Source organism: Polyangium jinanense (assembly GCF_028435265.1).
GTDB lineage: Bacteria > Myxococcota_A > Polyangia > Polyangiales > Polyangiaceae > Polyangium > Polyangium jinanense.
The window spans coordinates 14,875-40,331 of record NZ_JAGTJK010000009.1; the positions used below are offsets into that span (position 1 = coordinate 14,875).

General features: G+C 68.8%; 23 protein-coding genes. 13 read left to right on the forward strand and 10 right to left on the reverse strand.

Translation table 11 applies throughout. The features are described from left to right. Positions 1-4 precede the first annotated feature (4 nt). On the forward strand, positions 5-787 hold the full coding sequence (locus KEG38_RS19230) for a matrixin family metalloprotease (RefSeq protein ID WP_272421163.1): 783 nt from the start codon (positions 5-7) through the stop codon (positions 785-787). Here KEG38_RS19230 and KEG38_RS19235 read toward each other — a convergent pair. Next, positions 747-1,301, reverse strand: a complete 555-nt coding sequence (locus tag KEG38_RS19235; protein WP_272421164.1) for an RNA polymerase sigma factor — start codon at positions 1,299-1,301, stop codon at positions 747-749. The genes KEG38_RS19230 and KEG38_RS19235 overlap by 41 nt on opposite strands. Before the next feature lie 88 nt (positions 1,302-1,389). Further along, positions 1,390-2,178: a hypothetical protein gene (locus tag KEG38_RS19240; RefSeq protein WP_272421165.1), complete on the reverse strand. Its 789-nt coding sequence runs from the start codon at positions 2,176-2,178 to the stop codon at positions 1,390-1,392. A 100-nt stretch (positions 2,179-2,278) separates the two neighbouring features. On the opposite strand from KEG38_RS19240, the gene KEG38_RS19245 reads away from it, so the two are divergent. The 3 genes from KEG38_RS19245 to KEG38_RS19255 are packed head-to-tail and all read left to right on the forward strand — an operon-like array spanning position 2,279 to position 5,670. Beyond that, the gene (locus KEG38_RS19245) at positions 2,279-3,340 is read left to right on the forward strand and encodes a tetratricopeptide repeat protein (protein ID WP_272421166.1); all 1,062 of its coding nucleotides are present in this window, start codon (positions 2,279-2,281) and stop codon (positions 3,338-3,340) included. Then, positions 3,341-4,681 carry a serine/threonine-protein kinase gene (locus tag KEG38_RS19250; protein ID WP_272421167.1) on the forward strand — a complete coding sequence of 447 codons (1,341 nt, stop codon included), beginning with the start codon at positions 3,341-3,343 and terminating at the stop codon, positions 4,679-4,681. After that, positions 4,681-5,670, forward strand: coding sequence for a hypothetical protein (locus KEG38_RS19255; protein WP_272421168.1), 990 nt, complete (start codon positions 4,681-4,683; stop codon positions 5,668-5,670). The genes KEG38_RS19250 and KEG38_RS19255 overlap by 1 nt, the downstream gene beginning before the upstream one ends. Here the strand turns inward: KEG38_RS19255 and KEG38_RS19260 are convergent, their stop codons facing one another. The 4 genes from KEG38_RS19260 to KEG38_RS19275 all read right to left on the reverse strand — a co-directional run bounded on the left by KEG38_RS19260 (position 5,671) and on the right by KEG38_RS19275 (position 10,023). Beyond that, positions 5,671-6,534, reverse strand: coding sequence for a DUF4476 domain-containing protein (locus KEG38_RS19260; RefSeq protein ID WP_272421169.1), 864 nt, complete (start codon positions 6,532-6,534; stop codon positions 5,671-5,673). A 167-nt stretch (positions 6,535-6,701) separates the two neighbouring features. Further along, on the reverse strand, positions 6,702-7,571 hold the full coding sequence (locus KEG38_RS19265; RefSeq protein WP_272421170.1) for a coiled-coil domain-containing protein: 870 nt from the start codon (positions 7,569-7,571) through the stop codon (positions 6,702-6,704). A gap of 10 nt (positions 7,572-7,581) precedes the next feature. Then, positions 7,582-9,018 carry a metallophosphoesterase family protein gene (locus tag KEG38_RS19270; RefSeq protein ID WP_272421171.1) on the reverse strand — a complete coding sequence of 479 codons (1,437 nt, stop codon included), beginning with the start codon at positions 9,016-9,018 and terminating at the stop codon, positions 7,582-7,584. Between the two features lie 15 nt (positions 9,019-9,033). After that, positions 9,034-10,023 (reverse strand): MopE-related protein, encoded by a 990-nt coding sequence (locus KEG38_RS19275; protein ID WP_272421172.1) that lies wholly within the window; start codon positions 10,021-10,023, stop codon positions 9,034-9,036. A 132-nt stretch (positions 10,024-10,155) separates the two neighbouring features. Between KEG38_RS19275 and KEG38_RS19280 the strand changes: the two genes are divergently transcribed. Then, entirely contained in the window at positions 10,156-10,755 is a 600-nt protein-coding gene (locus KEG38_RS19280) for a hypothetical protein (RefSeq protein ID WP_272421173.1), read from the forward strand. A gap of 24 nt (positions 10,756-10,779) precedes the next feature. Here KEG38_RS19280 and adhP read toward each other — a convergent pair whose 3' ends face one another. Continuing rightward, a complete protein-coding gene (gene adhP, locus KEG38_RS19285) occupies positions 10,780-11,826 on the reverse strand; it encodes an alcohol dehydrogenase AdhP (protein ID WP_272421174.1) in 1,047 nt (348 codons plus the stop codon). 161 nt (positions 11,827-11,987) lie between these two features. After that, a complete protein-coding gene (locus tag KEG38_RS19290; protein ID WP_272421175.1) occupies positions 11,988-13,034 on the reverse strand; it encodes an NAD-dependent epimerase/dehydratase family protein in 1,047 nt (348 codons plus the stop codon). 197 nt (positions 13,035-13,231) lie between these two features. Between KEG38_RS19290 and KEG38_RS19295 the strand changes: the two genes are divergently transcribed. The 8 genes from KEG38_RS19295 (at position 13,232) to KEG38_RS19330 (ending at position 23,004) form a co-directional block, all read left to right on the forward strand. Continuing rightward, on the forward strand, positions 13,232-13,927 hold the full coding sequence (locus KEG38_RS19295) for a hypothetical protein (protein WP_272421176.1): 696 nt from the start codon (positions 13,232-13,234) through the stop codon (positions 13,925-13,927). Next, positions 13,924-14,691: a hypothetical protein gene (locus tag KEG38_RS19300; RefSeq protein ID WP_272421177.1), complete on the forward strand. Its 768-nt coding sequence runs from the start codon at positions 13,924-13,926 to the stop codon at positions 14,689-14,691. Before KEG38_RS19295 ends, KEG38_RS19300 begins: the two co-directional genes overlap by 4 nt. Continuing rightward, a complete protein-coding gene (locus KEG38_RS19305) occupies positions 14,688-15,371 on the forward strand; it encodes a hypothetical protein (protein ID WP_272421178.1) in 684 nt (227 codons plus the stop codon). Before KEG38_RS19300 ends, KEG38_RS19305 begins: the two co-directional genes overlap by 4 nt. Continuing rightward, positions 15,368-16,051, forward strand: a complete 684-nt coding sequence (locus KEG38_RS19310) for a response regulator transcription factor (RefSeq protein WP_272421179.1) — start codon at positions 15,368-15,370, stop codon at positions 16,049-16,051. Before KEG38_RS19305 ends, KEG38_RS19310 begins: the two co-directional genes overlap by 4 nt. Further along, positions 16,044-17,549 carry an ATP-binding protein gene (locus KEG38_RS19315; RefSeq protein WP_272421180.1) on the forward strand — a complete coding sequence of 502 codons (1,506 nt, stop codon included), beginning with the start codon at positions 16,044-16,046 and terminating at the stop codon, positions 17,547-17,549. Before KEG38_RS19310 ends, KEG38_RS19315 begins: the two co-directional genes overlap by 8 nt. A gap of 119 nt (positions 17,550-17,668) precedes the next feature. Further along, complete coding sequence (locus KEG38_RS19320) at positions 17,669-20,899, forward strand: DVUA0089 family protein (RefSeq protein ID WP_272421181.1); 3,231 nt, start codon at positions 17,669-17,671, stop codon at positions 20,897-20,899. Between the two features lie 201 nt (positions 20,900-21,100). After that, positions 21,101-21,517: a hypothetical protein gene (locus KEG38_RS19325; protein ID WP_272421182.1), complete on the forward strand. Its 417-nt coding sequence runs from the start codon at positions 21,101-21,103 to the stop codon at positions 21,515-21,517. Positions 21,518-21,654: 137 nt separating this feature from the next. Then, on the forward strand, positions 21,655-23,004 hold the full coding sequence (locus KEG38_RS19330; RefSeq protein ID WP_272421183.1) for a hypothetical protein: 1,350 nt from the start codon (positions 21,655-21,657) through the stop codon (positions 23,002-23,004). Here the strand turns inward: KEG38_RS19330 and KEG38_RS19335 are convergent, their stop codons facing one another. Continuing rightward, entirely contained in the window at positions 23,005-23,889 is an 885-nt protein-coding gene (locus tag KEG38_RS19335) for a DUF4435 domain-containing protein (protein ID WP_272421184.1), read from the reverse strand. It lies immediately after the preceding gene. Further along, positions 23,886-25,133, reverse strand: a complete 1,248-nt coding sequence (locus KEG38_RS19340) for an AAA family ATPase (RefSeq protein WP_272421185.1) — start codon at positions 25,131-25,133, stop codon at positions 23,886-23,888. The genes KEG38_RS19335 and KEG38_RS19340 overlap by 4 nt, the downstream gene beginning before the upstream one ends. Positions 25,134-25,457 lie beyond the last annotated feature (324 nt).

Here is a 25,457-nt window from a genome sequence, read left to right on the forward strand (position 1 = left end):
CGGCATGATGTGGGCGCGCGCCGTGCTCGTGTTTGTCCGGGTATCCCTCGCGATGTTCGTGGCCCTTTCGTTCACGCCGGAAGCCTGGGGCTACGAGCACGGGCGATCCGAGTACGGCGCGCGCCTTCATTTGACTTCGCTTCCGGCACGGGTGCGTCTTGCCACACCCGTGCCGGGTTTGTCCGACGGGGGCCGGGGGGCGATGCTCCGGGCCATGGCGACGTGGTCGCGCGTGGTTTGCGGGGCGAGCGGGTTCTCGTTTGTCGAAGCGAACGCGGGGGAGGATGCGCCGATCGAGGTGCGGGCCGTGCTTTCGGGGTGGCGTCACGGCCCGGCGATTGGAGCACATACGGATGTCGAGAGTGACAAGTTCACCGGGAACATCCAGCGCGTGGTGATCGAGCTCGACGCGACGCGACGGTGGAGCGACGCGGAGAATGTTCCGGCGGATGCGCTCGATCTGGAGACGGTGCTGCTCCACGAGCTCGGGCACGCGGCGGGGCTCGCGCACAGCGGGCAAACCTCGGCCGTGATGCGCGCGGGGCTCAAGCCGGGGCATGCGCCGAGGCGCGCACTCGATCCGGATGACGTGGCGGGGATTTGCGCGTCGTATGCCGCTCCCTCATGGGTAAAGAAGGACGAACGGTTGGTCCCGACGATCCCGCGGGCCCTCGCCCTTTTCGCAGCGATCGGCGCGCTCGGCGCGGGGATCGCCGCATGGAAACGGGGGCGAAAAGCTCGTGTGCTCAGCCGTTCGGATCCGGAATCAGCCCGCGCAGACGCTTGATGCCGTGGTGAAAGTTCACCTTCGCGCTGTCCTCGCTGCAATCGGCGAGGACCGCGATCTCGCGGAAGCTGAGCTCGTGGAAGAGGCGTAGCTCCACGGTGAGGCGCTGCTTCGGCGGGAGCTCTTCGAGCCGTTGCGCGACGCGGCCCCAGACCTCGGCGGCGACGAGCCGGCTCGTTTCGAGGGAGTTCGTGAATGCGGGCAGATCGTCCATGTCGGCGAGCGGGCCTTCCCGCGAGGAGCCGCGGACGTGGTTCAGCGCGACGTGGACCGCGATCCGATACAGCCAGGTGCGGAAGCTCGATTCACGGCGAAAGTCAGCGAGTTTTTCGAACGCATTGAGGAACGCCCGCTGCGCGACGTCCTCGGCGTCCTCGGGGCGCCGGACGTAGCGGCGAACGAGGCGCAGGATCCCGGGTTGGTGCGCCTTCACGAGCGTATCCGCCGCGCTCCGATCCCCCGCGAGGACCCGCTCGACGAGCGAAACGTCGCCCTCTTCTGCCGCGTCGCTCATCGATGTCCTCCTCCGCGCCTGTTCGACGCTCGGGGCTCCGGGTCGCCTGACGGCGCCCTTCGCCCCGAACCCCACGACGCTTGTTCGTTCATGATCCCGCGCCGCAGAATAGCGGAATCGTGCCGCTTTGGCCACGCGAGCTCGACCAGGTCGCACGGGCGCTGCCGTCGAACGTGATGCGGATGTGGATGTCGAGAGCCTTCTTCTCGTGGACGATCTCGCCGCCGGCCGCGGGGCATTCGCCGGCGCAGCGTGCCAGGCCGCTCACCACGGTATGGAAAGCCCGCGCGCCGACGATGGTCTCCCAATCACCGTCGAACGTGACGCATTTCTCCGTGGCATTCCAGGTGACCGTGTAAGAGCCTGCGCGCTCGATTCGATGCCCGCGCGGGCCCACGCCCTCGCCACTCGCCTCGACCACGAGCCGCCGCGTCTCGCCGTCGGCGTCGAGCGAGTAAAACCCCTCGGAATCGATGTCGAGGATCGCCCGCGAAGCGTGCAGATCCCGCGCGGACGCGAGCGCGTGCAGACCACTCGCGCCGACCGAGAACACGACGTCGAACGTGCCGTCGAGATTCGCCGTCTTGAACGGGCCGATGCAACCCGAGAGCAGGTACTTCACCGTGTTGTCTTTGCGCGTCGCCGTGACGCAATCCGTGGGGCGGAAGACGAGGCCCGCCGTCGCCGCCGCTTTCACCGCGGCGAGGTCGGGATAGGCGCTCTTCGGATCGAGGCGCGCGATCGAGGCGACGACGAGCGCCGCTTCGTGCTGCGAAACGTCGAGCGCGTCGAGGGCCTGCTCGACATCGACGCTCTCGTCCTCGCTCTCGGCAGGGCCACACGCGGCTGCCGCGAGGAGGAGGGAGGCGATGGACACACGAGTCGCTCGAGAGGGAAAGACAGAATGTGTCATACCCCTGCTCCCCGCGCCGGGGCGAGTCTCGGCGCGCTCGGAAGGCGTGGTATCTTATCGCGGAATGCGCCTTCTCGCTCGCTTCGTTTCTCGAAAAAGTGCTGGCCTCGTCGTGTCCACGCTCGCGCTCGTCGTCGCGCCGGGACAGGCGGGGATCGCGGCGGCGCAAGCCGAGGAGCGCGCGGTCACGACGGAGGATCGCGCAGCCGCCACGCGCGCATTCGAGGAGGGCGAACGCGCGTATCGAGCCGGTGATTTTTCAAGAGCAGCCGAACGTTTCGAGGAGGCGTACCAAAAAGCCCCGCACCCGGCGCCGCTCTGGAACGCGGCGAGGTCGTGGGACAAGGCCGGCGAGGTCGCGCGCGCGGCGAACGCATACGCGCGGTATCTGCGCGAGGCGCCGGAACGCGCGCCGGATCGCGACGCGGCAGGCAAGGCGCTCGCCGAGCTCGCGACGAAGCTCGGGCGAATCGAGGTGTTCGCGCCCGAGGCCGAGGAGGTGCGGGTCGATGATCAGCCGCTCGAAGGGACGAGCGTGTACGTGCACCCCGGGACGCACGTGATCAAAGGTCGCGTGCGTGGGGTCTCGGTGCAGCGGACGGAGGCGCTCGAAGCGGGTGGCGTGCGCAGCGTGGCGCTCGTCGCGGAGAATATCGGTTCGGCGCCGAAGGAATCGCCGAAGGAGCCGCCGCGTCCGATCGCGAAAGCGCCGCGCCCGCCGGCCACGATCACGACGGCGCCGCGCGAAGGCAAACCCTGGCTCGTGCCGGCGCTCGTCGCGAGCGGGGCCGCGACGCTCGTGAGCACGGGGCTCATGGTGTGGTCGGGGGTCGATACGTTGAGCGCGCGATCGGATTTCGACGCGGCGCCGTCCTGGGACAAACTCGACGAAGGTCGGGACAAACAGTTCCGCACGAACGTGCTGATCGGTGTATCGCTCGGCCTCGGCGCGATCACGGGCGTACTCGGATCGATCTGGCTCGCGGGCCAGCGCGGCAAGGATGTGAAGGTGGGGTTTGGAGCGAAGGACGCCGTCAGGCGATCCGAAGCCCCAAGCGTCGAACTGAAGATCACGCCGCCCGTGCTCGGAGGCCCGGCGTTCGTCGGGGCCACGGGGAGTTTTTGAATGGCGCGATCGATCGAGCGGATCGGTCCGTACGAGGGGATCGCCGAGCTCGCGTCCGGCGGCATGGCGACGACGTACCTCGCGCGAAAGACGGGCGAGGTCGGCTTCGAGCGGCTCGTCGTGCTGAAGCGCGTGCATCCGCATCTGCTGAAGGAGCCGAACCTGAGGGACATGCTGGCCGACGAGGCGCGCGTGGCGGCGTCTATGCGGCATCCGAACGTGGTGCCGGTCGAGGACGTGGTCGACGCGTCGGGCGAGCTTTGCCTGGTGATGCCGTACGTCGAGTCGCTCTCGCTCGGCGCGCTGCTCGACGCGGCCCGGCGCGGAGGCGAGCGGCTGCCGCCCGCGGTGGCGAGCCGGATCCTGCTCGACGTGCTCGCCGGCCTCGACGCGGCGCACGAGGCGAAGGATCTGCGCGGCGAGCCACTCGAGATCGTGCACCGCGACGTGAGCCCGCGAAACGTGCTCGTCGGCACGGATGGGCAAGCACGGCTCATCGATTTCGGCGTGGCCAAAGCGGCGCGGCGAATCACGCAGACGAAGAGCGGGATCATGAAGGGGACGATCGCGTACATGGCGCCGGAGCAGCTCCGGCGTCGCGAGCTCGATCGGCGCGCGGACGTGTTCGCCGCAGGCGTGGTGCTCTACGAGGCGATCACGGGCGAGCGGCTCTTCGATGGGCGAGACGAGGCGGACGTGTTGATCGGCGTGCTCGCGGACGAGATTCCGCGGCTGTCGGAGACGGCGCTCGGCCTTTCGCCCGCGGTCGACGAGGTGCTCGAAGCGGCGCTTTGCCGCGATCCCGAGGAGCGCTTCGCGTCGGCCGCGGCGTTCGCGGAGGCGCTCGAACGCGCGCTCCCGCCGGCACCCGCGCGCGAGGTTGCGGCGATCCTCGCGCGGCTCGGAGCGGCGGAGATCGAACGGCGGCGGGAGGCGGTGCGGGTTTTTCTGGACCAACCGAGGATCGAAGGGGCCATGGAGAACGCGCCGCGGCGGCGATCGTCGTCGCGGGCGATCGTGGTGCTCGCTTCGGCGGCGGCACTCGCGGGAGGCGGTTTCCTCGCGGCTTCCGCGATGCGACGGGCGGCGCCGAGCCCGACGCGGGCGAACGCGGGCGTGGAGGCGCGCGTGGCGTGGGCGCGGGAGGTCGTGGTTGTCTCGACGAACACGGCGCTCACGGAGGCGCCGGGCGGGAGCGGGGCGGCGGCCGCGCCTTCGGCCGAGGCGAGGCCGGCGGCGGGCGCTGCGACCGGTTCGGCGCGGCCGAAGGCGCCCGCGTCGCGATGGGATCTGCACGCGAATCCGTATCGGGCGGGGGAGATCGGCGACAATCGCCGTTGATGCGTGGAAAACTTTTCGCTTGGCTCCTCCTCGGGCTCCTCGGATGTACCGTGTTCGATGGGCTCACGGTGCCCCCGGAAGCGAACGCGCTGCCCGGTTACCTCTCGATCGAGGAGGGCGCGCGGGCGTGTAGCCTGGTCTTTCGTTGTCCGAGGCTCTCCGAGGCCATCGCGCGGTCGATCGGTGTGCCTGCAAGCGCGACGCGGTTCTCGACGTGCCTCGGGTGGCTTTCGGGCCCGCTTCCGCCGAGCCGATTCGGGCTCTCCGCGCAGGCGAGCCTGCTCGGCTGCGTGAGCGAGGCCGGGGGATGCGAGGAGGCGCTCGCGTGCGCCTTCGTCGAGCCGCTGGGCGAGGACGATACGCGGTGCGTGGGCGTGGCGGGCGACGCGTGCGCGTCCGCGGGGATGCTCGTCGATTGCACGAGCCGGTACGCCGAGCGTTGCGTGACGCCGCACTGGGGCGCCGGAAGCGAGTGCAGGCTCGGGCTCGGGAGCGAGGGGCGATGCGCGCTGAGCGGGTGCCTGCCCGAGACCGCGGCGCCGCCGCGCTGCACGTCGGGGGTTTACGTGCGGTGTGATCCGGCGACGAACCTGAAGGTCGCGAAGGATTGCAATACGGTGGGGCTCACCTGCCCGGAAGGCGCCGAGGGCGCGGACGCGCAATGCGCGACCGAGGACGGGGTGTTTCCGTGCGACGAGCCGGGCGCGACGTCATGCGCGCCAAAGGAGGCGCGGGTGCGCGTCTGCGACGGCTCGCTCGCCTCGGAGTTCGATTGCGCGGCGATGGGCGCCGCGTGCATCGCGGAGGACGGGGGCGCGCGGTGCGCGCGGTCCGGGGAGGCGTGCTCGCCGCTCGATCCCGGGATCGACGAATGCAATGGGACGACGATCTCGGTCTGCGTGGCTGGATCGAGGGTCACGCTCGATTGCGCGACCCTCGGGCTCTCGTGCGTGCCGCCGGACGGGACGTCGAGCGGGCGTTGTGGATAGTCAAGGAATACGGAGAATGGCGGCGGCGCGGACGCGGGCCTCGTAGGTGACGAATTCGTCGAGCAGGCGCGAGGCATCGCCGCGGCCGATGAGGTTGGGGGAGAGAATTTCGAGCGCCCTGAGGCGCGAATCATCGAATGCGAGGCGCGCGATCAGATCGTGCGCTTGCCCGACGGTGACGGCGCGATTCCCGAAGACCTCGGCCAGGAACGCGAGGCGGCTGCGTTCGTCTTGCAAGGCCTCCATGTCGGCGATCGTGGTACGGAACTGGATGGCCGAGAGGGGCCGTTCGAGCTCGAACGCGGGCGGCGGATACGCGTTGTGCGAGGGCGGCGGCGGGACACGCTCGACGATCGGGGAGCCGTGGCGGTCGAGGGAGAGGGCCACGACGCCGGGCGTGGCCTGGACATGGCCCTGCCAAACCCTCCGGTCGCCGCGGGTCATGACGACGCCGTAGGCGCGCCCCTCGGGGACGAACATGACGCCGGGGCGCCCCTCGATCGAGCCGATGAGGGTGTTGCCGTCGTAGATCCAGGCGATCCCGCCGTAGGCCGGCGCGATGCGGAGCTCGGTGTAGCGGGGGTAGACGTTCGCGTAACGCCGCGGGGTGGGGGCGGGGCCATATTGCGGGCGCGGGATCGATCGAGGGCCGTAAGGCCGCTCCGCCGGGGGTGCCGTCTGGACTTGCGGCGGCATCTGGACGGGCGTCTGCCATTGCGCTTGCATCTGCGCAGGCGTCCTCATCTGGACCTTTCCGAAGAACGACGCATCGAGCGACGCGTCGATCCCGCCGTCCGCTCGCGCCTCCATCACAGGCCCGAGCAGAGGGGCGCAAAAAGCCAGGATCGTCGCGTACTTCTTCATTTCGAACCTCCACGCAGCCATCACGTCGGCAGCGATTCTTCGACGCGACGCAGCGCGGACGATTCACGCTCGGCAGGACGATTTCGACGTGGACACGCGGATCGTCTGGCGGGAAAAACGAGACCGAATCGAAAACGCGGAGAGGATGGAGAACGGCCGGGCGGGATCTACCGGGGAGGCCTTTGGGGTTGGTCCGCGATATCCACGGGCGGCTTGGGGATCGAGGGGCTCAGGCGCTCGATGTTTTTCATGACCTCTTTCGGGCTGGCAGGCTGGACGACCTGTTTGTCTTGTCGTTTCTGAGGCCATCCGTCGGCGCGGCACCAGTCGTAGTCGATCTCCATGCGAGAGCCGTCGCTGAGCTCGATCTTGGTAATGACGGTCGATTTGCAGGTGTTGACCGTGGCCGCGGCCTCGAACGAGGGCGCGCCGCCCCCGATGAGCTCGCTCTTCGAGATGTAGAAGACCGGATTCAGCTCGTACACCACGCGCTTGATCGAGTCCTTCTGTGCTTCGGGGACGTCGAGCGAGAGCAGGACGTCGAAGAGCGTGCCGCCGTGCGTGTCCGGGCGCTGCACGACCTTCGCGCGCGGCGTCGGGCGCAATCCCTCGGGGACCTTGCCTTCTTCGGCCAGCACGACGCTCTCGGGGGCCTCGGCGGCGGGGGGCGCCCCTGCCGCCGCCCCGGCGGTGGCGGGGGGCGCTGCTGTCCGCTGGCTGCGCAGGTATGCTTCGAGGTCCTTTTTCCGATCCTCGAGGCGGCGTGTCTCGTCTTCGAGCTTCTTCCGCGATTTCTCGACCGCGTCGAGCTTGGCCTGCCCCTCGTTGAGCCTCTGATCGAGCTCGTCCTTGGCCCTCCGCGTGTCGTAGATCTCCACGTTCTTCCGAGAAATGTCGATTGCGAAGTAAACGACGATGAGCGCCGTCAGGAGGACCGGGACGAGCGTCACGAGCATGCTCCTCTGACGCTGCGAGCGCGCGCGCTCCTCGAGCGCCGAGAGCTCTGCTTCCAACCTTTCTTTTTCATCCATGGTCATGGCTCGCCCTTCAAATGAGCCGGTGGAATCGCTCGTCGAGCACCCGCACGAGCTCGTCGTCGCGGTGCGACGCGCAACGCTGATAGCCGTCTTTCAAAAAATGGAGCCTGTCGATCGCCTCGCGATACGACGCGAGCCGCATCGGCAATCCGATCGAGCCCGCGAAGAGGAGCGCGAAGCCGCCCGATACGGAGAGGACCGGGGGCAGCGTGCGGTAGAGGTAGGCCGCGAGGGCCATGCCGAGGACGACGGCGGCGCCGACGCTCACGAGCTGCACGCGGAGCGTGGTGCGGTGCGAGTCGATCGCGCGTTCGAGGTGCTGGATCTTGACGGCGATGCGGCCCTTGCGGGTGAGGCTCGGCGGCGAGGGCTCCTCGGGCGGAGGTGTCTTCGGCAAGGGCTCGGGCCGCGCGCCCGAGGAGACGGCCGCATCCGCAGGGCCGAACCGAAGGGCCTGGGTGTCCTCGCCGCGGCCCGCGTCGGCCCATTCCATGGTTTGCGGGTCGTATTCACGGCGAATGCGGCGCCCGCGGGTCGGGCCCTCGACGACGAGGATCTGGTAAGCAATGGGGAGCGCCCATTCCTTGCGGCCATACTCGGCGACGCCCGCGCTCGCGCAGGCGGCGATGGCGAGGAACCAGCCGTCGAGCTCGCGTACGTCGTGCCAATCGACGTGCTGGTGGCCGTGGAGCGCGAGCTGGAATCGCTCACGCGCAAGCCAGCGCCGCATGCCGCCCGCGTCGGTCATGACGCTGTAATCGGTGCGTCCCACGCCCGCGGGGCTCTCCAGGTGGTGATGGACGACCGCGATCCGAAAGTGGCCCTTGCTCCGCGTGCGCCGAAGGAGCCCGTCCGCATGGTCGCGCTGGCCAATGCCCACGGACCCGTGCTCCTTCTGCGCGCTCGCTTCGAGCTCCTCGCAGGAGTTGAACGCGACGACCTCGACGTCGAGGTCCTCGAAGACGTGGTGATCGACGCGCTTGTGCGGCGGCGTGCCTGCCGCGAAGGGCGGGCGCGTATCGCCATAGAGGGCGCCGCGGATGCGATCGTACAGGGCGTAACGGTCCGCGGGATCACCGCCGCGCAGGACGTCGTGGTTTCCCGGGGCGATCACGATTCGCGCGGCAGGGAGGCCGAGGCCCTCGGCGAGGGTCTTCAGGAACGTGACGACGGGCTCGATGCCGGTCTCGCTGCCGCGGTCGAGGAGATCGCCCGAGACGACGACGAGGTCGGGCGTGAGGCCTTCGTTGCGCAGGTCGTAGAGCAGGCTGCCGAGGAGCCCGCGGCGGTTGTGGGGCGCGACGGCGAGCTCGGTGGCCTCGGTGTTCCAGTAGTGTCCACGCGCCTCGGGCGCGCAGAAATGCAGGTCCGAGATGTGGAGCACGCAGAGCCTCGGCCCACCCGACGGCATGATGCCCATGAAACGCGGGCGGCGGGCGGACGTCAAGGCCCCCCGCCCTGCTCAATCCGCGCAGCAGAGCACGCCGCCGCCCTCGGGGCCGAGCTTGACGACGGCGTGCGCCTCGTCGTACCCGTCATTGGGTCCGCCGCACCACCACGGACCGCCGATCGCGCTGCACACGTTGCCCGAGGTCATGGTGAGCACCCCGCAGTTGCCGTCGTTGGGAATGCCGAGTGTGCCGCAGCCGAAGAGGTCGTTCGCCGTGACGTCGCTCGGCGCGCAGTCCGCGACGCAACTTGCGGCCGTGCAGATGTTCGGATCGGTCTCGGTGCCGAGGGCGCATATCGCGCAGCCGGTCGAGCCCTGCCGTGTCGCAAAGAAGAGGTTCGGTTCGAGGCCCACGCCGGCGCAGCCCCCGGGCGCGTGGGCGGCGGCGTCGTCCGCCCCCTTGCAGACGTGGAAGCCCGGCGCGCAGAGATCTTCCGCGCGGCAGCCCTTGCCGGCCGGGTTCGCGCTCGTGTTCCCGGCGATGCGGTTGCACTCCGGGTCGAACGTATAGATCACGCCTGGGCGGTCCCATCCGCCGGAGCAGCCCGCGATTTGCGGAAATTGTTGCTCGTCGACGAACCCCTCGCGCGTGCCGTCGCTGCAGCCGTTCAGCTTGGCGCAGGCGTCGTCGATGATGCCATTGCAATCCTCGTCGATGCCGTTGCCGCAAATCTCGGGTTGCGGGGCCACGTCCGAGGCGCACGCGAGGGCGCCTCCGGTGCAGACGACGGTGCCGTCCTTGCAGATGCCGGGCAGATCCGTGATGCAATCGGCGCCCGCGTTCTGGCTGTCCTCGTCGATCTGACCGTCGCAATCGTCGTCGACGCCGTTGCAGAGCTCCACGGTGCAGACGGGAGGCCCGCCGCCCGTGGCGCCCGTGCCGCCGCCCGTGCCGCCGCCGCCGCCGCTCCCGAGATCGAACTCCGCGGGATCGGAGCGGGCGCCGCAGGCGAGGAGCAGGGCGGGCACGGCGACGACTGTGACGAAGAGGGACACGCGCATGGGGAAGGCTTGCAGGATGCCTGGATCGTGGGGGGGCCGCAAGAATGCGGGAACCTGGCGCGCGCGGCGGTGTCCACGATCGAGCCGCTCGCCCGAGGCCCACGCATGGACACCCCGCCGCCCCTCCCCCCCGTGAAGCCGTTCGTCCCCGTGCTCTGCCACGGCTTTTCCTTGGCCGCGCACGTGCTGCTGCTCGGCGGCGCGGCGTTCTTCGGGCCGAGGAATTCGTACACCGAGACGCGGATCGAGGAGCACGTCCCGCAGACGCGCATGCTGCTCGTGACCGCGGCGCCGGGGGAGACGGTAACGGAGGAGCGAGGCGGCGAGCGCAAGGTGAGCGGGCCTTGCGACGAGGGCACGATGGAGGCGGTGCGGGAGGATGCTGCGCCCGCAGCGTCCGCCGGGGAGCGCGCCGAGGCAGTCAAAACGGATCTGTTCGGAGACAATCTGCCGGCGGATATGTACGATCCCTACGCGGACACTCCGGGGATCACCCCGTCGAGCTGGTTCGGCGGAATCGGCGGCGGCACGGGAGGGAAATGGGACCACGTGAAGGTCGACCGCGGCAATCGTCTCGATCCAGCGCCGCCGGCCCAGCGTCGCGAGCGCGGGGAGGAGGCGGCCACGAGCCCCGCGGGCGAGCCGCCCAAAACGCGGTTTTGCCCGCCCTCGAAGCACGGCGAGAATGTGGTCTTCTGTCGCGCCACCCTCGCGACCGCGAAGACGCGCTGAGGCATCACGGATGCACGGAGACGTTCAGCCTGGCCCCTTTTCCTCCTCGCGAAGGGCGAGCACCACGCGGCCGTGGATCGTCCCTTCCGCCATGCGCGCGAACACGCTGTTGATCGCCTCGAGCGGCTGCACCTCGGTGGTGGGCCGGATCTTGTCGTGCGCGGCGATCTCCAGCGCTTCCTTCAGGTCCATGCGCGTGCCCACGATCGATCCGCGCAGCGTGAGGCGCTTGAGCACGACGTCGAAGATCGGCGTGGGGAAATCGCCGGGCGGCAGGCCGACGAGCACGCACGTCCCGCCGGAACGAAGGGTCCCGAGGGCCTGACGGAAGGCGCCCGGCGAGACCGCGGTGACGAGCGCCCCATGCGCGCCCCCGATCTGCTTTTGGACCTCGGCCGCCGGGTCGACGTGCAGCGCGTCAATGGCGATCTCCGCGCCGAGTTCGCGGGCCAGATCGAGTTTGTCAGCGCCCACGTCCACGGCCACGACGCGCAGGCCCATCGCCTTCGCATAAGGAATCGCGAGATGCCCGAGGCCGCCAATGCCCGAGACGACGACCCATTGCCCCGGGCGCGCCTCCGTTTCCTTGAGGCCCTTGTAGCTGGTCACGCCGGCGCAGAGGATCGGCGCGGCGTCGACGAAGCCGAGCGCGTCCGGAATCCGTCCCACGTACGCCGCAGGCGCGACGACGTATTCGGCATGCCCGCCGTTGACCGAATACCCCGTGTTTTGCTGCGACGGGCAGAGCGTCTCCCAGCCGGTGATGCAAGGGTCGCAGGCGCCGCACGCGTTGTGCAGCCAGGGGACGCCGACGCGGTCGCCCTCCTTCAGCGTGGTGACGCCGGCGCCGAGCGCGGCGACGTAACCGACGCCCTCGTGGCCGGGGATGAAGGGCAAGGCGGGTTTGACCGGCCAATCGCCGTTTGCCGCGTGGAGATCGGTATGACAAACCCCGCTCGCCACGACACGGACGAGGACCTCGCCCGCGCTCGGCACGGGGACGGGGACCTCTTCGATGGAAAGGGGCTGTCCAAACGCTCGAACGACCGCGGCCCTCATCGTACGTTGCATCATCGCTCTCCAGGTGCGGGTGCCTTTGGAACGATGATCTTGGCAAGGGCCATGCCATCCCCACGAATGCCTGGTTTCGTGGGGTGATGGCCGAGCCTGCGGTTCGGGACGTGCGCCTCTTGCGTGGCGGGCGCAGATGCTGCGTCTCCCGTGGAAGCGGGCTACTCGAAGTTCATCGAAGGCGCGGGGCGCAGGGTCTCCCGCTCCTTGAGCCAGCGTTCGGCGAGCTCGATCTCCTTCGCGCGCTGGTCATAGCCGTCCGGCGGCGTCGCATAACCGTACGCGAGGAAGCTCGCGACGATCTTGCCGAGGGAGGTGGTGAGCGGCTCGTGGCGGAAGCCGAGCTCGGCCTCGGCTTTCGAGGGATCGAGCATCGACATCCATTTGCTGCTGAACGGCGAGACGTCGCGGAGGTTGAGCCCCGCGGCGATGACGTCCGCGGACGGGACGGGTGCGAGCTTCGCCCGGGATCCGAGCATTCCTTGCAGGATCCCGAGAAGCTCCACGAGGGACGGCGTCTCCCGCTGGCAGACGTTGTACGCTTCGCCAAATGTTTGCTGGCGACCGAGGATTTCCACGAGGAACCGCGCGACCTCGCCCGCATAGACGTGACGAACCGGGTGCGTCCCGCCATCCGGGACGATGACCGGACCGCCGTCGACGAGGCGGAGAAGATAACGGTCGAGGCGGCGATAATGGTCGCGCTCGCCGTTCACGATGGGGATACGAACACGCGTGGAGGGGAAGCGCGATTTCTGGAAGGCTTCGACGAGCGCGTCCTCGCAGTCGCGTTTGCCCATGCCGTATTCCCAGTTCGCAAGCTCGTCCTCGTCCGTGGGGCGGGGCATGACCGGGCCGGCATAATCGATTTCCCGCGAAGGCCGCGGGGCGCCGTCGCGCACGAGGTAGACCTGGCCCGTGCTGATGAAAACGTAGTGCCCCACGCGGCCGCCGAGCGCATCCACCGCGCCGCGCGTGTCCTCCCAGCGATAGGCGGCGAAGTCGACGGCCGCGTCGAAGGTGCGGTTTTGCATGAGCCGGGCCAGATCGGCTGTCGTTCGATCGCCCTGCAGCCGCTCGATCCGCGCGCCGAAGGGATCCGGCAGGGTCCCGCGATTGAACAAGGTGACCTGGTGCCCCGCCGCGAGGAGGCGGTGCACGAGGAGCGGCCCGACGAACCGCGTCCCGCCGATGACGAGAACGTGCATGGCCCCCCTTCTAGCAGCGAAACCGAAGACGAGACAACGGAACGGCGGTCGAGAGGTGGATCATCGGTGATCCACCCTGCCACAATTTCGTCGAATTCATTCCACGACTCCTCCGCGGCGACGGCAGAGGTGCGCCAAACCGGCGCGATACGGAAAGGAGGTCTGGCGCGGCCCGTGGCCGCCACACCGGAGGAAAGATGGAAGCCCACGCCTCGTACGTCGATGCCCTCGCGGGCGACGCCCCGCCCGAACCCCAAGGGACCACGCCCCCGCCGCCCTCGTCCCACGCCGCCCCGGAGATGCCCGCAGACGAGGGCGCGCCGTCATTCGCGAAATCGCTGCTCGGCGACGGGCCGGAAGGCGCCGCGGGCGCGCTGCGCGACGATGCGCGGAGGTTCGCCACGGCGCTCGCGCTGTCGGCGCTGTATGGACTCTCGATCGGGACGCGGGACGGCGGGCTTTCGATTTTGAAGCACGCGGCCGCGGTGCCGCTCGCGCCGCTCGCCGTGGCAGGGCTCGGCGTGCCCGCGCTGTTCATCGTACTCACCCTGTTCGATGCGCCGGTCGATCCTCCGGCCGCGGTGAAAGCCGCGGCGCGCGGAGCGGCGACGACAGGCCTCGTGCTCGGCGGGCTCGCGCCCGCGATGGCGCTCTTCGTGACGACGTCGAGCTCGCGCATCGGCGCCGCGTTTTCCGCGGGGCTCGGTTTGATCCTCGCGGGGGCCTTCGGGCTGCGCGCGTTTCTCGGGGCGATCGGGACGCCGCTCGGGCGCGCGCCTGCGGGCGTGCGGACGATGAGCGGGTTCGCGCTCGCCGGCTTCGCGATCTTCGCGACGGCGCTGTCGGCGCGGGTCTGGTGGAGCACGCTGCCGATCTTCGGAGGTGGCCAATGAGCGCCACCGTCCTCGCCCGTTTGCTCCGCGCGCCCGGAGAGATCGCCCGCTCTTGTCGCGACGACGATCCGGAGGTGCGCGCCATCGGCGCGACCTCGCTCGCCTCGATCGCGCTCGGCGCGGCCGCATTCGGTGGCGTGCTCGGGAGCTTCCGCGGCGGCATGCAGATCCTCTACGGAGCCGCGAAGGTGCCGCTTGCCGTGCTCGCGACGCTCGCGCTCGCGGCGCCGGCGTTCCACGCGCTCGCCGCGGTGCTCGGCAGGCCCTGGCCGATGCGATCGATCGTGGCGCTCGCGCTCGCGTCGGCGGGTCGATCGTCGCTCGTGCTGCTCGCATTCGCGCCCGCGCTCTGGCTGATGCTCGATCTCGGCATGGGCTATCACACGGCGGCGATCGTCGCGTCGGGCGCGTACGGCGTGGCCGGGTTCGCCGCGCTGTCCTTGCTCGTGCGGGGGCTCGGCGAAGGGAAAGGGCGGATCACGACGGCGATTGCGTTCATCAGCGTGTTCATCGCGGTCGGCGGACAAACCGCGTGGATCCTGCGTCCGTACCTGGTGCGTCCGCGCGCGATCAACGTGCCGTTCCTGCGAGACCGCGAGGGCAGTTTTGCAGAGGCCGTGCTGACGAGCCTGACGTCGGCCGCGATTTACAGCGATCGGCCGTATCGGATCGATGCGCCCGCGGAGTCCGACGCGTGGGAGCGCGGCAGGAGCACGCGGTCACGCGAGGTCGAGGAGGATTTCGAGGAGGAGGGCGGGCAATGAGCCTGCGGGATCTGTCGGTGCTCTACCTCGTCGCGGGTATTTGCTGCGCGGTGGCGATCTACCGATCGTCGCCCGCGGGAGGCTCGCGCGCGGCGATGTCGGCCGCGCTGGCCGTGCCGCTCTGGCCGCTCTGGGCGCCGATCGCGCTGACCGCGAAGCGCGCTGCGGAGGCGCCGAAGGGCGCGGCGGGCAGTGCGCTCGCGAGGGTGAAAGCCGCGCTCGCGGAGGCGGTCGCGGCGTCGCGGGGGACGCCGCTCGCGAGTGTGCTGCCGGCGGAGGCCGCGGCGCGGATCGAGGCGGAGGTCGAGCGGCGCGTCGAGCGGCACGCAGAGCTCGAAGCGCTCCTCCGCAAGGACGCGTTTGATCTCGGGCGGGCCGAGGCGCGCGTGCGCGAGCTCGAGCACGCCTCGGGATCGAGCCGGGCCCTCGCGACGGCGCGGCTCGACCTCGACAACGTCCGCCGTCTGTCGTCGCTGCGCGACCGGGACGCGCGCGCCCTGGAGGAGCTCTGCGCGCTCGCCGAGGCGCTGCGCACGCAGGTCACGGTGGCGCGCTTCAGCGGATCCTCCGCGGCGGACATCGGTGGTATCGTCTCGGAGGTGCAGGCGCGGGTCGAGGGCCTCGGCGCTGCCCTCGAAGCCGAAGAGAGCCTCCGCGCCGAGGAGCCGATCGAGACGTGAGCAAGCACATCCTGGTCGTCGACGACGAGGCGCGCATCCGCGAGGTCCTGCAGTACGCGCTTCGCAAAGAGGGCTACGAGGTCTCCGTGGTGACCGACGGCCGCGAGGCCATCGAGGCCGTCGCGAAGGGCGGCATCGACCTCGTCATCCTCGACGTGATGCTCCCCGAGGTCGACGGCCTCTCCGCGTGCCGCCACATCCGCACCGAGAGCCGCGTGCCGATCCTCTTCCTGTCCGCGCGCAGCGACGAGATCGATCGTGTGCTCGGCCTCGACCTCGGCGGCGACGACTACCTCACGAAGCCGTTTTCCGTGCGCGAGCTCGTGGCGCGCGTAAAAGCCCTCTTCCGCAGGCTCGAAGCGCCGGGCGAGGCCGCGCGCAAGGTACTCACGCACGGGCGGATCGAGGTCGACGTGGAGCGGCACGAGGCGCGGCTCGACGGCGCGCCCGTGACGCTCACGGCGACGGAGCTCGGCTTGCTCGGCGCGCTGCTCGAACGACCTGGCATCGTGCTCTCGCGCAGCCAGCTCATGACGCGCGCGTACCGCTACGACAACCTCATCACCGAGCGCACGATCGACACGCACGTCCGCAGGATCCGCGCGAAGTTCCGCGCCGCGGGCGGCGAGGACCCGATCGCGACGGTGCACGGCGTCGGGTACAAGGTCGCCGGTGCGTAGGCTGCTCGTCCTGCTCGGCCGCATCCGCGTGCGGCTGCTCGTCGTGAACCTGCTCGTGCTGTTCGTCCCCGCGATCGGGCTCGAATTCGCGCGGATCCACGAGCGAGAGCTGCTCGACGCGCTCGAACGCGACATGTCGAACCAGGCGATCCTCGTGCGCTCGCTCGTCGAGCACAACCTCGGCGCGGGCCGCGCGCTCGGGGATCCGGAGCACGAGAAGATCCTCGCGACGGCGGCCAAGCGGACGCGGACGCGGATCCGGCTCGTGGACAAGGCCGGCGAGGTGGTGGCCGACTCGCACGCGGACGGGCCGCCCGAGGGGCCGGAGCCGCCGCCGCCGCTCCGGCTGCCGCGCGCGCGGGATGTGCGGTGGGCGCTCGACATGCGCGCGGCGGAGAAGTGGCCCTTGCTCGCGGAACGCTTCGAGGTGCGCTCGGCGCTCGCGGGCACGAAGGCGACACGCACGCGCGTACGCGACCGCGACCCGGGCGTGATCCTCTTCCTCGCGGAGCCCATCCGCACGGGCGGCGTGGTGACGGGCGTGGTGTACGTGGCGCGATCGACGCAACCCGTCCTCTTCGAGCTCTACCGCATCCGCTCGGGCCTCGGGCGTGTGCTCGCGGTCGCGCTCCTCGGCACGGGCCTCGTGACGCTCGTGCTCGCGTGGAGCATCTCGCGGCCCCTCGGACGGCTCTCGCGCGCGGCCAAGCGCATCGCGGCGGGCGAGCGGGACGTGGTCGTGCCCATCGGCGGCGGCGGCGAGATCCGCGAGCTCGGCGAGTCGTTCGCGTCGATGAAGGAGCGGCTCGACGCGCGCATGCGGTACATCTCGGAGTTCGCCGCGGACGTGGCGCACGAGTTCAAGTCGCCGCTCACCTCGATCCGCGGCGCGGCGGAGCTGCTCGGCGAAGGCGCGCACGACGATCCGGAGGCGCGCGTTCGTTTCTTGCGGAACATCGAGCTCGACGTCGAGCGGCTCGATCGACTGGTCTCGCGCCTGCTCCAGCTTTCGCGCATCGAGGCCTCGGCCGAGCCGATGCGCGTGTGTGACCTTTCGGCGCTCGCGCTCGCGGCGAAGGAGCGCGCTTCGGCGCCGGATCAGCCGGTGATCCTCGAATACTTGGCGAGCGAACGAGATGTGTTCTGCCGGCCCGTGGACGTCGAGACGGCGCTCGGCAACTTGCTCGACAACGCCGTTCGATTCTCGCCGCCGGGAGAGCCGGTGCGGATCCGCGTCGAGGGGGGTCCGCCCGAGGCCGTGATTCGTATCGCCGTGAAAGATCGAGGTCCGGGCGTGCCGCCCGCGATCTTGCCGCGCATCTTCGACAGGTTCTTCACGACCGACGCGGATCGCGACGGCACGGGGCTCGGGCTCGCGATCGTGAAGAGCGTGGCGGAGGCGCACGGCGGGCGGGTGATCGTGGACAATCGACCGGGGGAAGGTGCCACCTTCACCCTGGAGATCCCTCATCGAAGGCGCGCGGCACCTATTCCTTGACGCCGGCCCGTCGATTCATTGAGGTATGCCCGCTCTTCGCTTGCAGAGGCCCTCGGGTACGCGTCTCGGCGCAGGCGTCGGGCGAGACATCGCTAACCATTGGGAGCGAAGAATCGCGCATGACGAGGCTAACGAGGCACGTTGGTATGGCGCTCGTGATCGGCCTGGGATCGTTCGGATCCATGGGCTGCGAGCTGATCGCAGCGGTCGATCGGAGTGATATTCCGCAAGGACAAGGCGGGTCCGGTGGCACCGGAGGCCAAGGCGGCCAGGGCGGCGTAGGCGGCCAGGGCGGCGTGGGGGGCGAAGGCGGCCAAGGCGGCCAAGGCGGCCAAGGCGGCCAAGGCGGCCAAGGCGGCCAAGGCGGCCAAGGCGGCATGGGCGGCCAAGGCGGCATGGGCGGCCAAGGCGGCATGGGCGGCGCGGGCGGCCAGGGCGGCGCGGGCGGCTCGATGGACGTGTGCGGCGACGGCGCGATCACCGGCGCCGAGGCCTGCGACGACGGCAACACGACGGCTGGCGACGGCTGCGACGCCACGTGCGCGCAGGAAGCAGGCTTCATGTGCACCGGCGAGCCCAGCGTGTGCACGACGACCTGCGGCGACGGCATCCCCGCGGGCGCCGAGGCCTGCGACGACGGCAACACGACGGCCGGCGACGGCTGCGACGCCTGCGCCCCGGAGCTCGGCTACACGTGCACGGGCGCGCCGAGCGTCTGCGCGACGACCTGCGGCGACGGCATCAAAGCCGGCACGGAGCAGTGCGACGACGGCAACACGAAGGACCTCGACGGCTGCAGCTCGACCTGCGTCGTCGACACGTTCTCGGAGACCGAGCCGAACAACGGGTCCGCCACGGCGAACGGCCCGTACACGGCGCCCGTCCTCGTGAGCGGCTCGATCAACCCCGGTAGCGACGCCGATTGGTACGAGATCGTCGTGCCCAAGACGGTCGACCTGCACATCGAGACGTACGACGGCTCCGGCCCGTCGAGCTGCTTGAACATCGACACGCTCGTCACGCTCTACGCGCCCGACGGCACCACGGTGATCGGCTCCGACGACGATGGCGGCACGAACGCGTGCTCGCGCCTCGACGGCACGACGAACGCGGCGCTCAGGCACCTCGCGGCGGGCATCTACTACGTGAAGGTCGAGGAGGCCGGAAACGACAAAGCAATCCCGAGCTACAAGCTCGTCGTGACGTACGACGCGGTCTGCGGCGACGGCAAGGTCGAGGGCACCGAGGAGTGCGACGGCGGCGCGGGCTGCGATTTCACCTGCGATCGCATCCCGGTCTGCGGCGACGGCAACGTCGACGCGCCCGAGACGTGCGACGACGGCAACACGATGGACGGCGACACGTGCAGCGCGACCTGCGAGACGTCGATCCTCATGGAGACGGAGCCGAACGAGACGAGCGCGCAGGCCTCGGGTGGCTTCGCTCCGCCGGCGCTCTACCAGGGCGCGATCAGCCCGGCCACGGACGTCGACTACTACGCGATCAAGCTCGACCAGACGAGCGACCTCACGGTCGAGTCGTTCGACGCGAACGGCCCCGGCTCGTGCGTCGGCGTCGACACGTTGCTCCGCCTCTACGGCACCGACGGCACCACGCTCCTGCTCGAGCGTGACCTCGGCGGCCTCGGCGCTTGCGGCAAGATCGACGCGAAGAAGCCCGGCGACGGCGCGGCCCGGCACCTGCCGGCGGGCACGTATTACGTCTCCGTCGAGGACTTCCTCAACAACACGGAGATCCCCGGCTATCGCCTGCAAATCACGCTCGACGCGACCTGCGGCAACGGCAAGGTCGAGGGTGCCGAGGAGTGCGACGGCGGCGCGGGCTGCTCGATGACGTGCGATCGCAACGCGGTCTGCGGCGACGGCAAGATCGACGCGCCCGAGACCTGCGACGACGGCAACACGACGCCGGGCGACGGCTGCGATGCTACGTGCACGAAGGAATCGACGCCGGAGACGGAGCCGAACGACACGAGCGCGACGGCGGGCGGCCCCTTCACGCCGTACACGATCGTGAGCGGCGCGATCACGCCGGGCAGCGACCTCGACTTCTACAGCTTCACGCTGAGCGCGACCTCGGACGTCCGCCTCCAGACGCACGACGCGAACGGCCCCGGGACCTGCGCGCTGCCGCTGGACACGGTGATCACGCTGTACGGCACGGACGGCACGACCGAGCTCGCGCAAGCGGACGACGGCGGCGTCAACATCTGCTCGCGCATCTCGGGCAAGACGCACGCGGGCGCGCGGCACCTCGCCCCGGGCACGTACTTCGTCAAGGTCGAGGACTACGAGAACAACACCGTCATCCCCGGCTATCTGCTCGAGATCGCCGTCGAAGCCGTCTGCGGCAACGGCGTGGTCGAGGGCAGCGAGGAGTGCGACGGCGGCGCCGGCTGCGAGGCGACCTGCGATCGCATCCCGGTCTGCGGCGATGGCTTCCTCGACGGCGCGGAGACCTGCGACGACGGCAACACGAGCGCGGGCGACGGCTGCAGCGACGTGTGCGCGCTGGAGACGGGCGCCGAGGTCGAGCCGAACAACACGACGGCCGAGGCGGACGCCGCCGGCGTGACGCTCACGGGCAGCGCCAACGTGACGGGCTCGATCGCCGCGGCGGGCGACGTCGACCTCTTCCGCTTCGACCTCGCGTCGGACGCGGTGCTCGTGCTCGAGACGCTGAACGCCACGGGCATCGGCTGCGGCTTCACGTCCACGCTGCGCCTGCTCGATTCGACCGGGCAGCTCCTCGAAACGGACAACGTGAGCGGCGAGGGCTCTTGCTCGGCGCTGACGATGAACCTCGCCGCGGGCACGTATTACGTCGGCGTCGAGGAGGCGAACAACGACGGGACCATCGCCTCGTACATGCTGCGGGCGAAGGTGCTCACGGAGAGCGGCCCGGAGAACGAGCCGAACAACCTGGTGGCCGACGCCCACCCGACGGCGGGCTGGGACACGGTCGTCACGGCCTTGCACATGTCCTACGACGATGACGATTACTTCGAGATCACGGTCCCGGCGGGCAAGTCGCTGCGGGCCGAGATCATCGAGGGAACGGCGGCGGAGTCGTGCGCGAACGGGGCGGATCCCATCGATAGCTACCTGACGCTGTACGACGCGGCGGGCGTGGAGCTCGGCGCGGACGACGACGGCGGCCGTGGTTATTGCTCGGCGATCGACGGCCTCGGCGCGACGGCGCCGCACGCGTTCGCAAAGAACCTCGCGGGCGGCACGTACTACCTGCTCGTGCAGGCCTCGCCGTTCTCGGCGATGCCGGGCAACCCCATCGCGGTCTTCGATTACAAGCTCGCGGTGACGGTGCGATAGTCTCCCCAGGTGGGGGGCGAAGGCCCCCCACTCCCTCCCCGTCGGATTCACGCGCGTCCTTCCTTTCCGCCACTTGCACGCCCCCGCATGCGGGGGGGTCGAGCGTGGTCATGGCCGCATGGCATTGCGCCTGCTCTGTCACGGACGTGTGCGTCGTGGGCACAATCGACGATTGGCCCGAGGCAGGAAGGACGAAGATCCATGTACCGATCCACCACTCTCGCCGCCGTTGCGATCACGACCCTCATGGGGGTCCAAGGCTGCGCCCCTGCAGACGAAGCGGGTGTGGATTCAGCCGAAGGTCCGGAAAACACAATCGAGGTCGAGCAGGCATTCCGCGAGGGTCGTGAATCCGCCAGATTCGTCAATGGATACAAGCTACGTTACAAGCACAACTCGTGTCTTTCATCGCACCGCGAGCACCACCTGCTGCATATCGAGCACTATTCGCTTCATGATTGGGCTGGCGATTACAGCCTCTACGACTCCAAAGCCCTCATGCCGGAAGAAAGCGTCGAATCCTGCGACGAGCATGCACTACGGACCAAGGTCGTGATTTCTGCCGCTTTCTCACCAAACTGCTACGATTACGAATTTGAATTCTGGGATTGTTCGTAGCGTGAAAATGACAGGGCGTGAGACGCGGTCACCCTCCGGTGAGCCGCCGGGATGGGGGCGGCAGCCCGCCCCCATCCGTCCCGCCTCTCTCCTTCCTCCAAGCTTGACGCCATCACGAAGTACGTGACAACTGGGGCATGCTTCCCCGGTTCGTCGCGCTCTCCGCGTTCGTCCCGCTTTTCGGCTGCGCGCAAGGCACCGAGCCGCCCGATTTCACGTCCGGGGCAGGCGCCTCGCTCGCCGCGAGCAGCTCGTCCTCGTCGTCGTCGTCGTCCGCGAGCAGCAGCTCCGGGACGGGCGGCACGGGCGGCACGGGCGGCGTCGGCGGTATGGGCGGAAGCGGTGGCGCGGGCGGTAGCGGAGGCATCGGCGGAAGCGGAGGCACGGGCGGAAGCGGTGGCGCCGGCGGAATGGGCGGCGCGGGTGGAATGGGCGGTTCCGGTGGAATGGGCGGCTCCGGCGGGGGCAATCCCACGGGCACGCTGCTCGTGCTCGCGGGCCCGGACGCAGGGGAAGCCCATTACGATCCGGCTGCGGGCTGGGGCACGGGCTCGCTCAACCTCCAGTTTTCCGCGGCCGGGCTCGCGCCGAAGCCGGAGGGCGTGGTCGCGGTCTTGCGCCGCCAGAGCGCGAATGCAGCCGAGAACAACGAGCTCTTCTGGGCGACGTGGACGAAGGCCGGGGGCTTTGGGGCCGTGCAGAAGGTCGGCAGCTTCGGATTCGCGAAGGACGGCCCGACCGCGTCGCCGCTCGGCGTGGCCACGCTGATGACGTTCCTCGGCACGGACAACAAGCATTATTTCTCGCAATACGAGGCCGGCGCGTTCAGCCCGTTCAGCCCGATGCCCGCCGGCATGGCGCAGTTCCAGGCGTTCGGCCCGAGTGCCACGGCGCTCGCGAGGGACGGCGCGGCGGGGGCGTATGCGGTGTACGCGGGCGATGATGCGCACATCTATTACCTCGCGAAGAGCGGACCCGGGAGCGCGTGGACGCTTTCTGCACAGGCGCCGACCTCGCTCGTCGCGAACTGGCTCAGGCCGTTTGCGCTCGTCGACGCGGATCAGGATTTGCGTGTTTTCTACGTGCGGCAAGCCGACAATCGGATCTGCACGGTCAAGCTGATCACGCCGCAGAACTCGTGGACCGCGGAGGAAACCGTAGGCACGGCGACGACGGGGCTTTCGCCGTCGGTGGCTGCGACGGCGGCGGGGGATTTCGTCGTCGCGTATCGAGGCGTGCTGAACGAGGGGATCTATTTCGTGCGAGGGAAGGACGGGGCGTGGGGCGCGGCCACGACGGTCGAGGTCCCGCAAACGACGTCGTCGACGCCGGTCGCGCTTCCGGGATTGTCAGGGGCCGAGGCGGAGATCGTGTATGCGACGGGGGGGACGCTGAAGCATGCGCGCGTGAATGGGGCGCAGGCGACGGTGGCGACTGTGCCCGGGGTGGCGAATGTGACGAATGTGGCGGCGGCGATCGTGCCTTGATCAGGCAGGGGTGCCGAGGGCGCGAAGTACGATGAACGGGGGGTGCTGCGACTCCCAGGCTCGTATGGAAGCGTAGAGCTGTGTCGTCACGAAAAGCCCCTCGTCGTACGCGAGCACCAGCATCCGCTCGACCATCGGCCCGTCGAACGCGCCAGCGTCGTTCGTTCCCCATGCCTTACGCAGGGCGAACGCGAGGATCTCGGTCAGGTGATGCCCGCAGCAGACGTGCAAGGGATCATGGCCGTCGTCGTACAGGGCCGCGAGTCGGGTGAGGAGAACGTCGTTCTTGAGGTCCGGACGCTGCGAGTGATTCGCGACGACCTTGACCATCTCGGCCGGGTCGAGGAGGAGCGTCTTCTCATCGACGAATTTGCCGAATTTGAGCTCTTCGAACTTGAGATTGAGCCTGTCCTTCCGCGAGAGCCAGAGCATGTAACCGAGATGTTTTGCGCATCGGAGAAGACATGCGCGAAGGTCACCATACTGCCCACGAAACTTGTCTACCTTCTCCTCGCTCCCAACCTGCAACAGCACTTTCTCGAATGCAGGCGAGGCGAGAAGCATGGTCTCGAGGTCGTGCGTGTCCGTGAAAATGACGCTGATGGAGGGCGGCTTCCGACCTTCTATGGCATCAAAATCGGCATCGATGACGAAGAGGACGCCATCGAAGGATGGAACCTGCAAGCGATGAAACGCGTCGAGCGCCTTGTCGCGGCCATATGCCACGACGATCTTGCACTTGTTCTTGTCGATGAGCCAGTCGAAGAACCGCTTGTCGCTTACCCCCTCCACGACGAGGAAGGAGCCCGCGTGCTGGGAGCGCTCCATCCGGATCTTGTTGGCGATGTGCGCGCCATTGATGGCATCGAGCATCGCGTTTTTCATTCGGCGGCCTTTGCGGGTAGCTCCGGGCCCTTCAGCTCGACGGTCAGGTCCCAGCGATCATCGATGATGGATGGTGAGTGGGTCGCGACGAGCACGTCGTAGCCTCCAAGCTCGACCATTTGCAGAAGATCGCCAAGGAACTGGTTTTGCCAGGCTAAATGGAGGGAGATCTCGGGCTCGTCGATGAGGACCAGAGAGCCAGGCTTCACATGGAACAGAAGCTCATAAAGCAGGACGACCTCGTGTTGCTCGCCGGAGGAGAGCCGGTCCGAGGGGACGCTCCGACCGTCGACCAAGGAACGGAAGACGAACCCTTCTCCCCTAGATACGCTCATCCGCTTGTAGACAAAGCGCCTGTTGACGGCCTCTGTGAGGAGCTCGATGCGCCACGCGAGGTCCTCGAGCATACCGAGCTTGCTTTCCGTGTCCTCGATGTACACCGTGAGCACATCGCGTTTTGATTCTTCGAGCCGTGGGGTTTTCTTGTGCGACTCGCGCTCTGGGTCGAGTACGCCCAGCTGGACGAGCCTTGCTCGCTTGTCATCGAGCCCGCGCAGCCTCACCTCGATCTCTTCGATGGGCAACTCCGTTTGCGGAGTCTGCCGGAAGAGACGATCAAGGAATGTGCTATCAAGCTCCTGCGCGCGGCTGGCATACCTCGCAAGCGTCGCCTCGATTGCCTGCACCAATTCATCCGAATATGTCAAGACGGCGGACCGGTTCCCCAAAAACTGACTGTGACGCGAAACTTCATGAACGAGCCGGTGGGTCTCGATCATCCGTGGCTGCAATTCTCCGCAACTCGCTGCCAACCAGCCAATCAGCCGCTGTGTGACCGTCGCCTTGATCCCATCCAAGTGAAAGAGGATCGATGTTATCTGGTCCCTCTGTGAGTCCCACGAAAAAACGGCGGGGTCGTGGAGCGGCGAACCATGGCAAAAGAACACAAGGCCCTTGAGCGCTTCCAAGAATGGAGACGGCACGTCGCCCTCGGGCTCACGTTTAACGCCGAGGACCATTCCGTTTTCGAATTCGACCGAAAAGCTATCGAAGGGGACCGCGCCGATGGTCTCCCACTGCCCCCTGAACAACGCATCCAGCATCCGCAGAACGATCGTCTTCCCATACCCATTCGGCCCATGCAGGATCGTGATCCGCTCATCCATGTTGAGCGGAATCTCATGGTCGAAGATCCCGAACAGACCCTTCACCTTGATCCGCCGTACCCGCGGGCTGGTCGTCATGGTGGACGCCAGCCTACCCGGATCATCCCCCCACCGCTACCTTGCGCCGCTTTCGCCTCGCCTCCCCTCCCCCGACCTCTACATCGACGCCCCCGACCTCCTTCGAGACGCCCCCTCGCCGTACATCGACGCCCCGAACCTCCTTCGAGACGCCCCCTCGCCGTACATCGACGCCCCGAACCTCCTTCGAGACGCCCCCCTCGCCGTACATCGACGCCCCGAACCTCCTTCGAGACGCCCCTCCGCCGTACATCGACGCCCCGAGCCTCCTTCGAGACGCCCCTCCGCCGTACATCGACGCCCCGAACCTCCTTCGAGACGCCT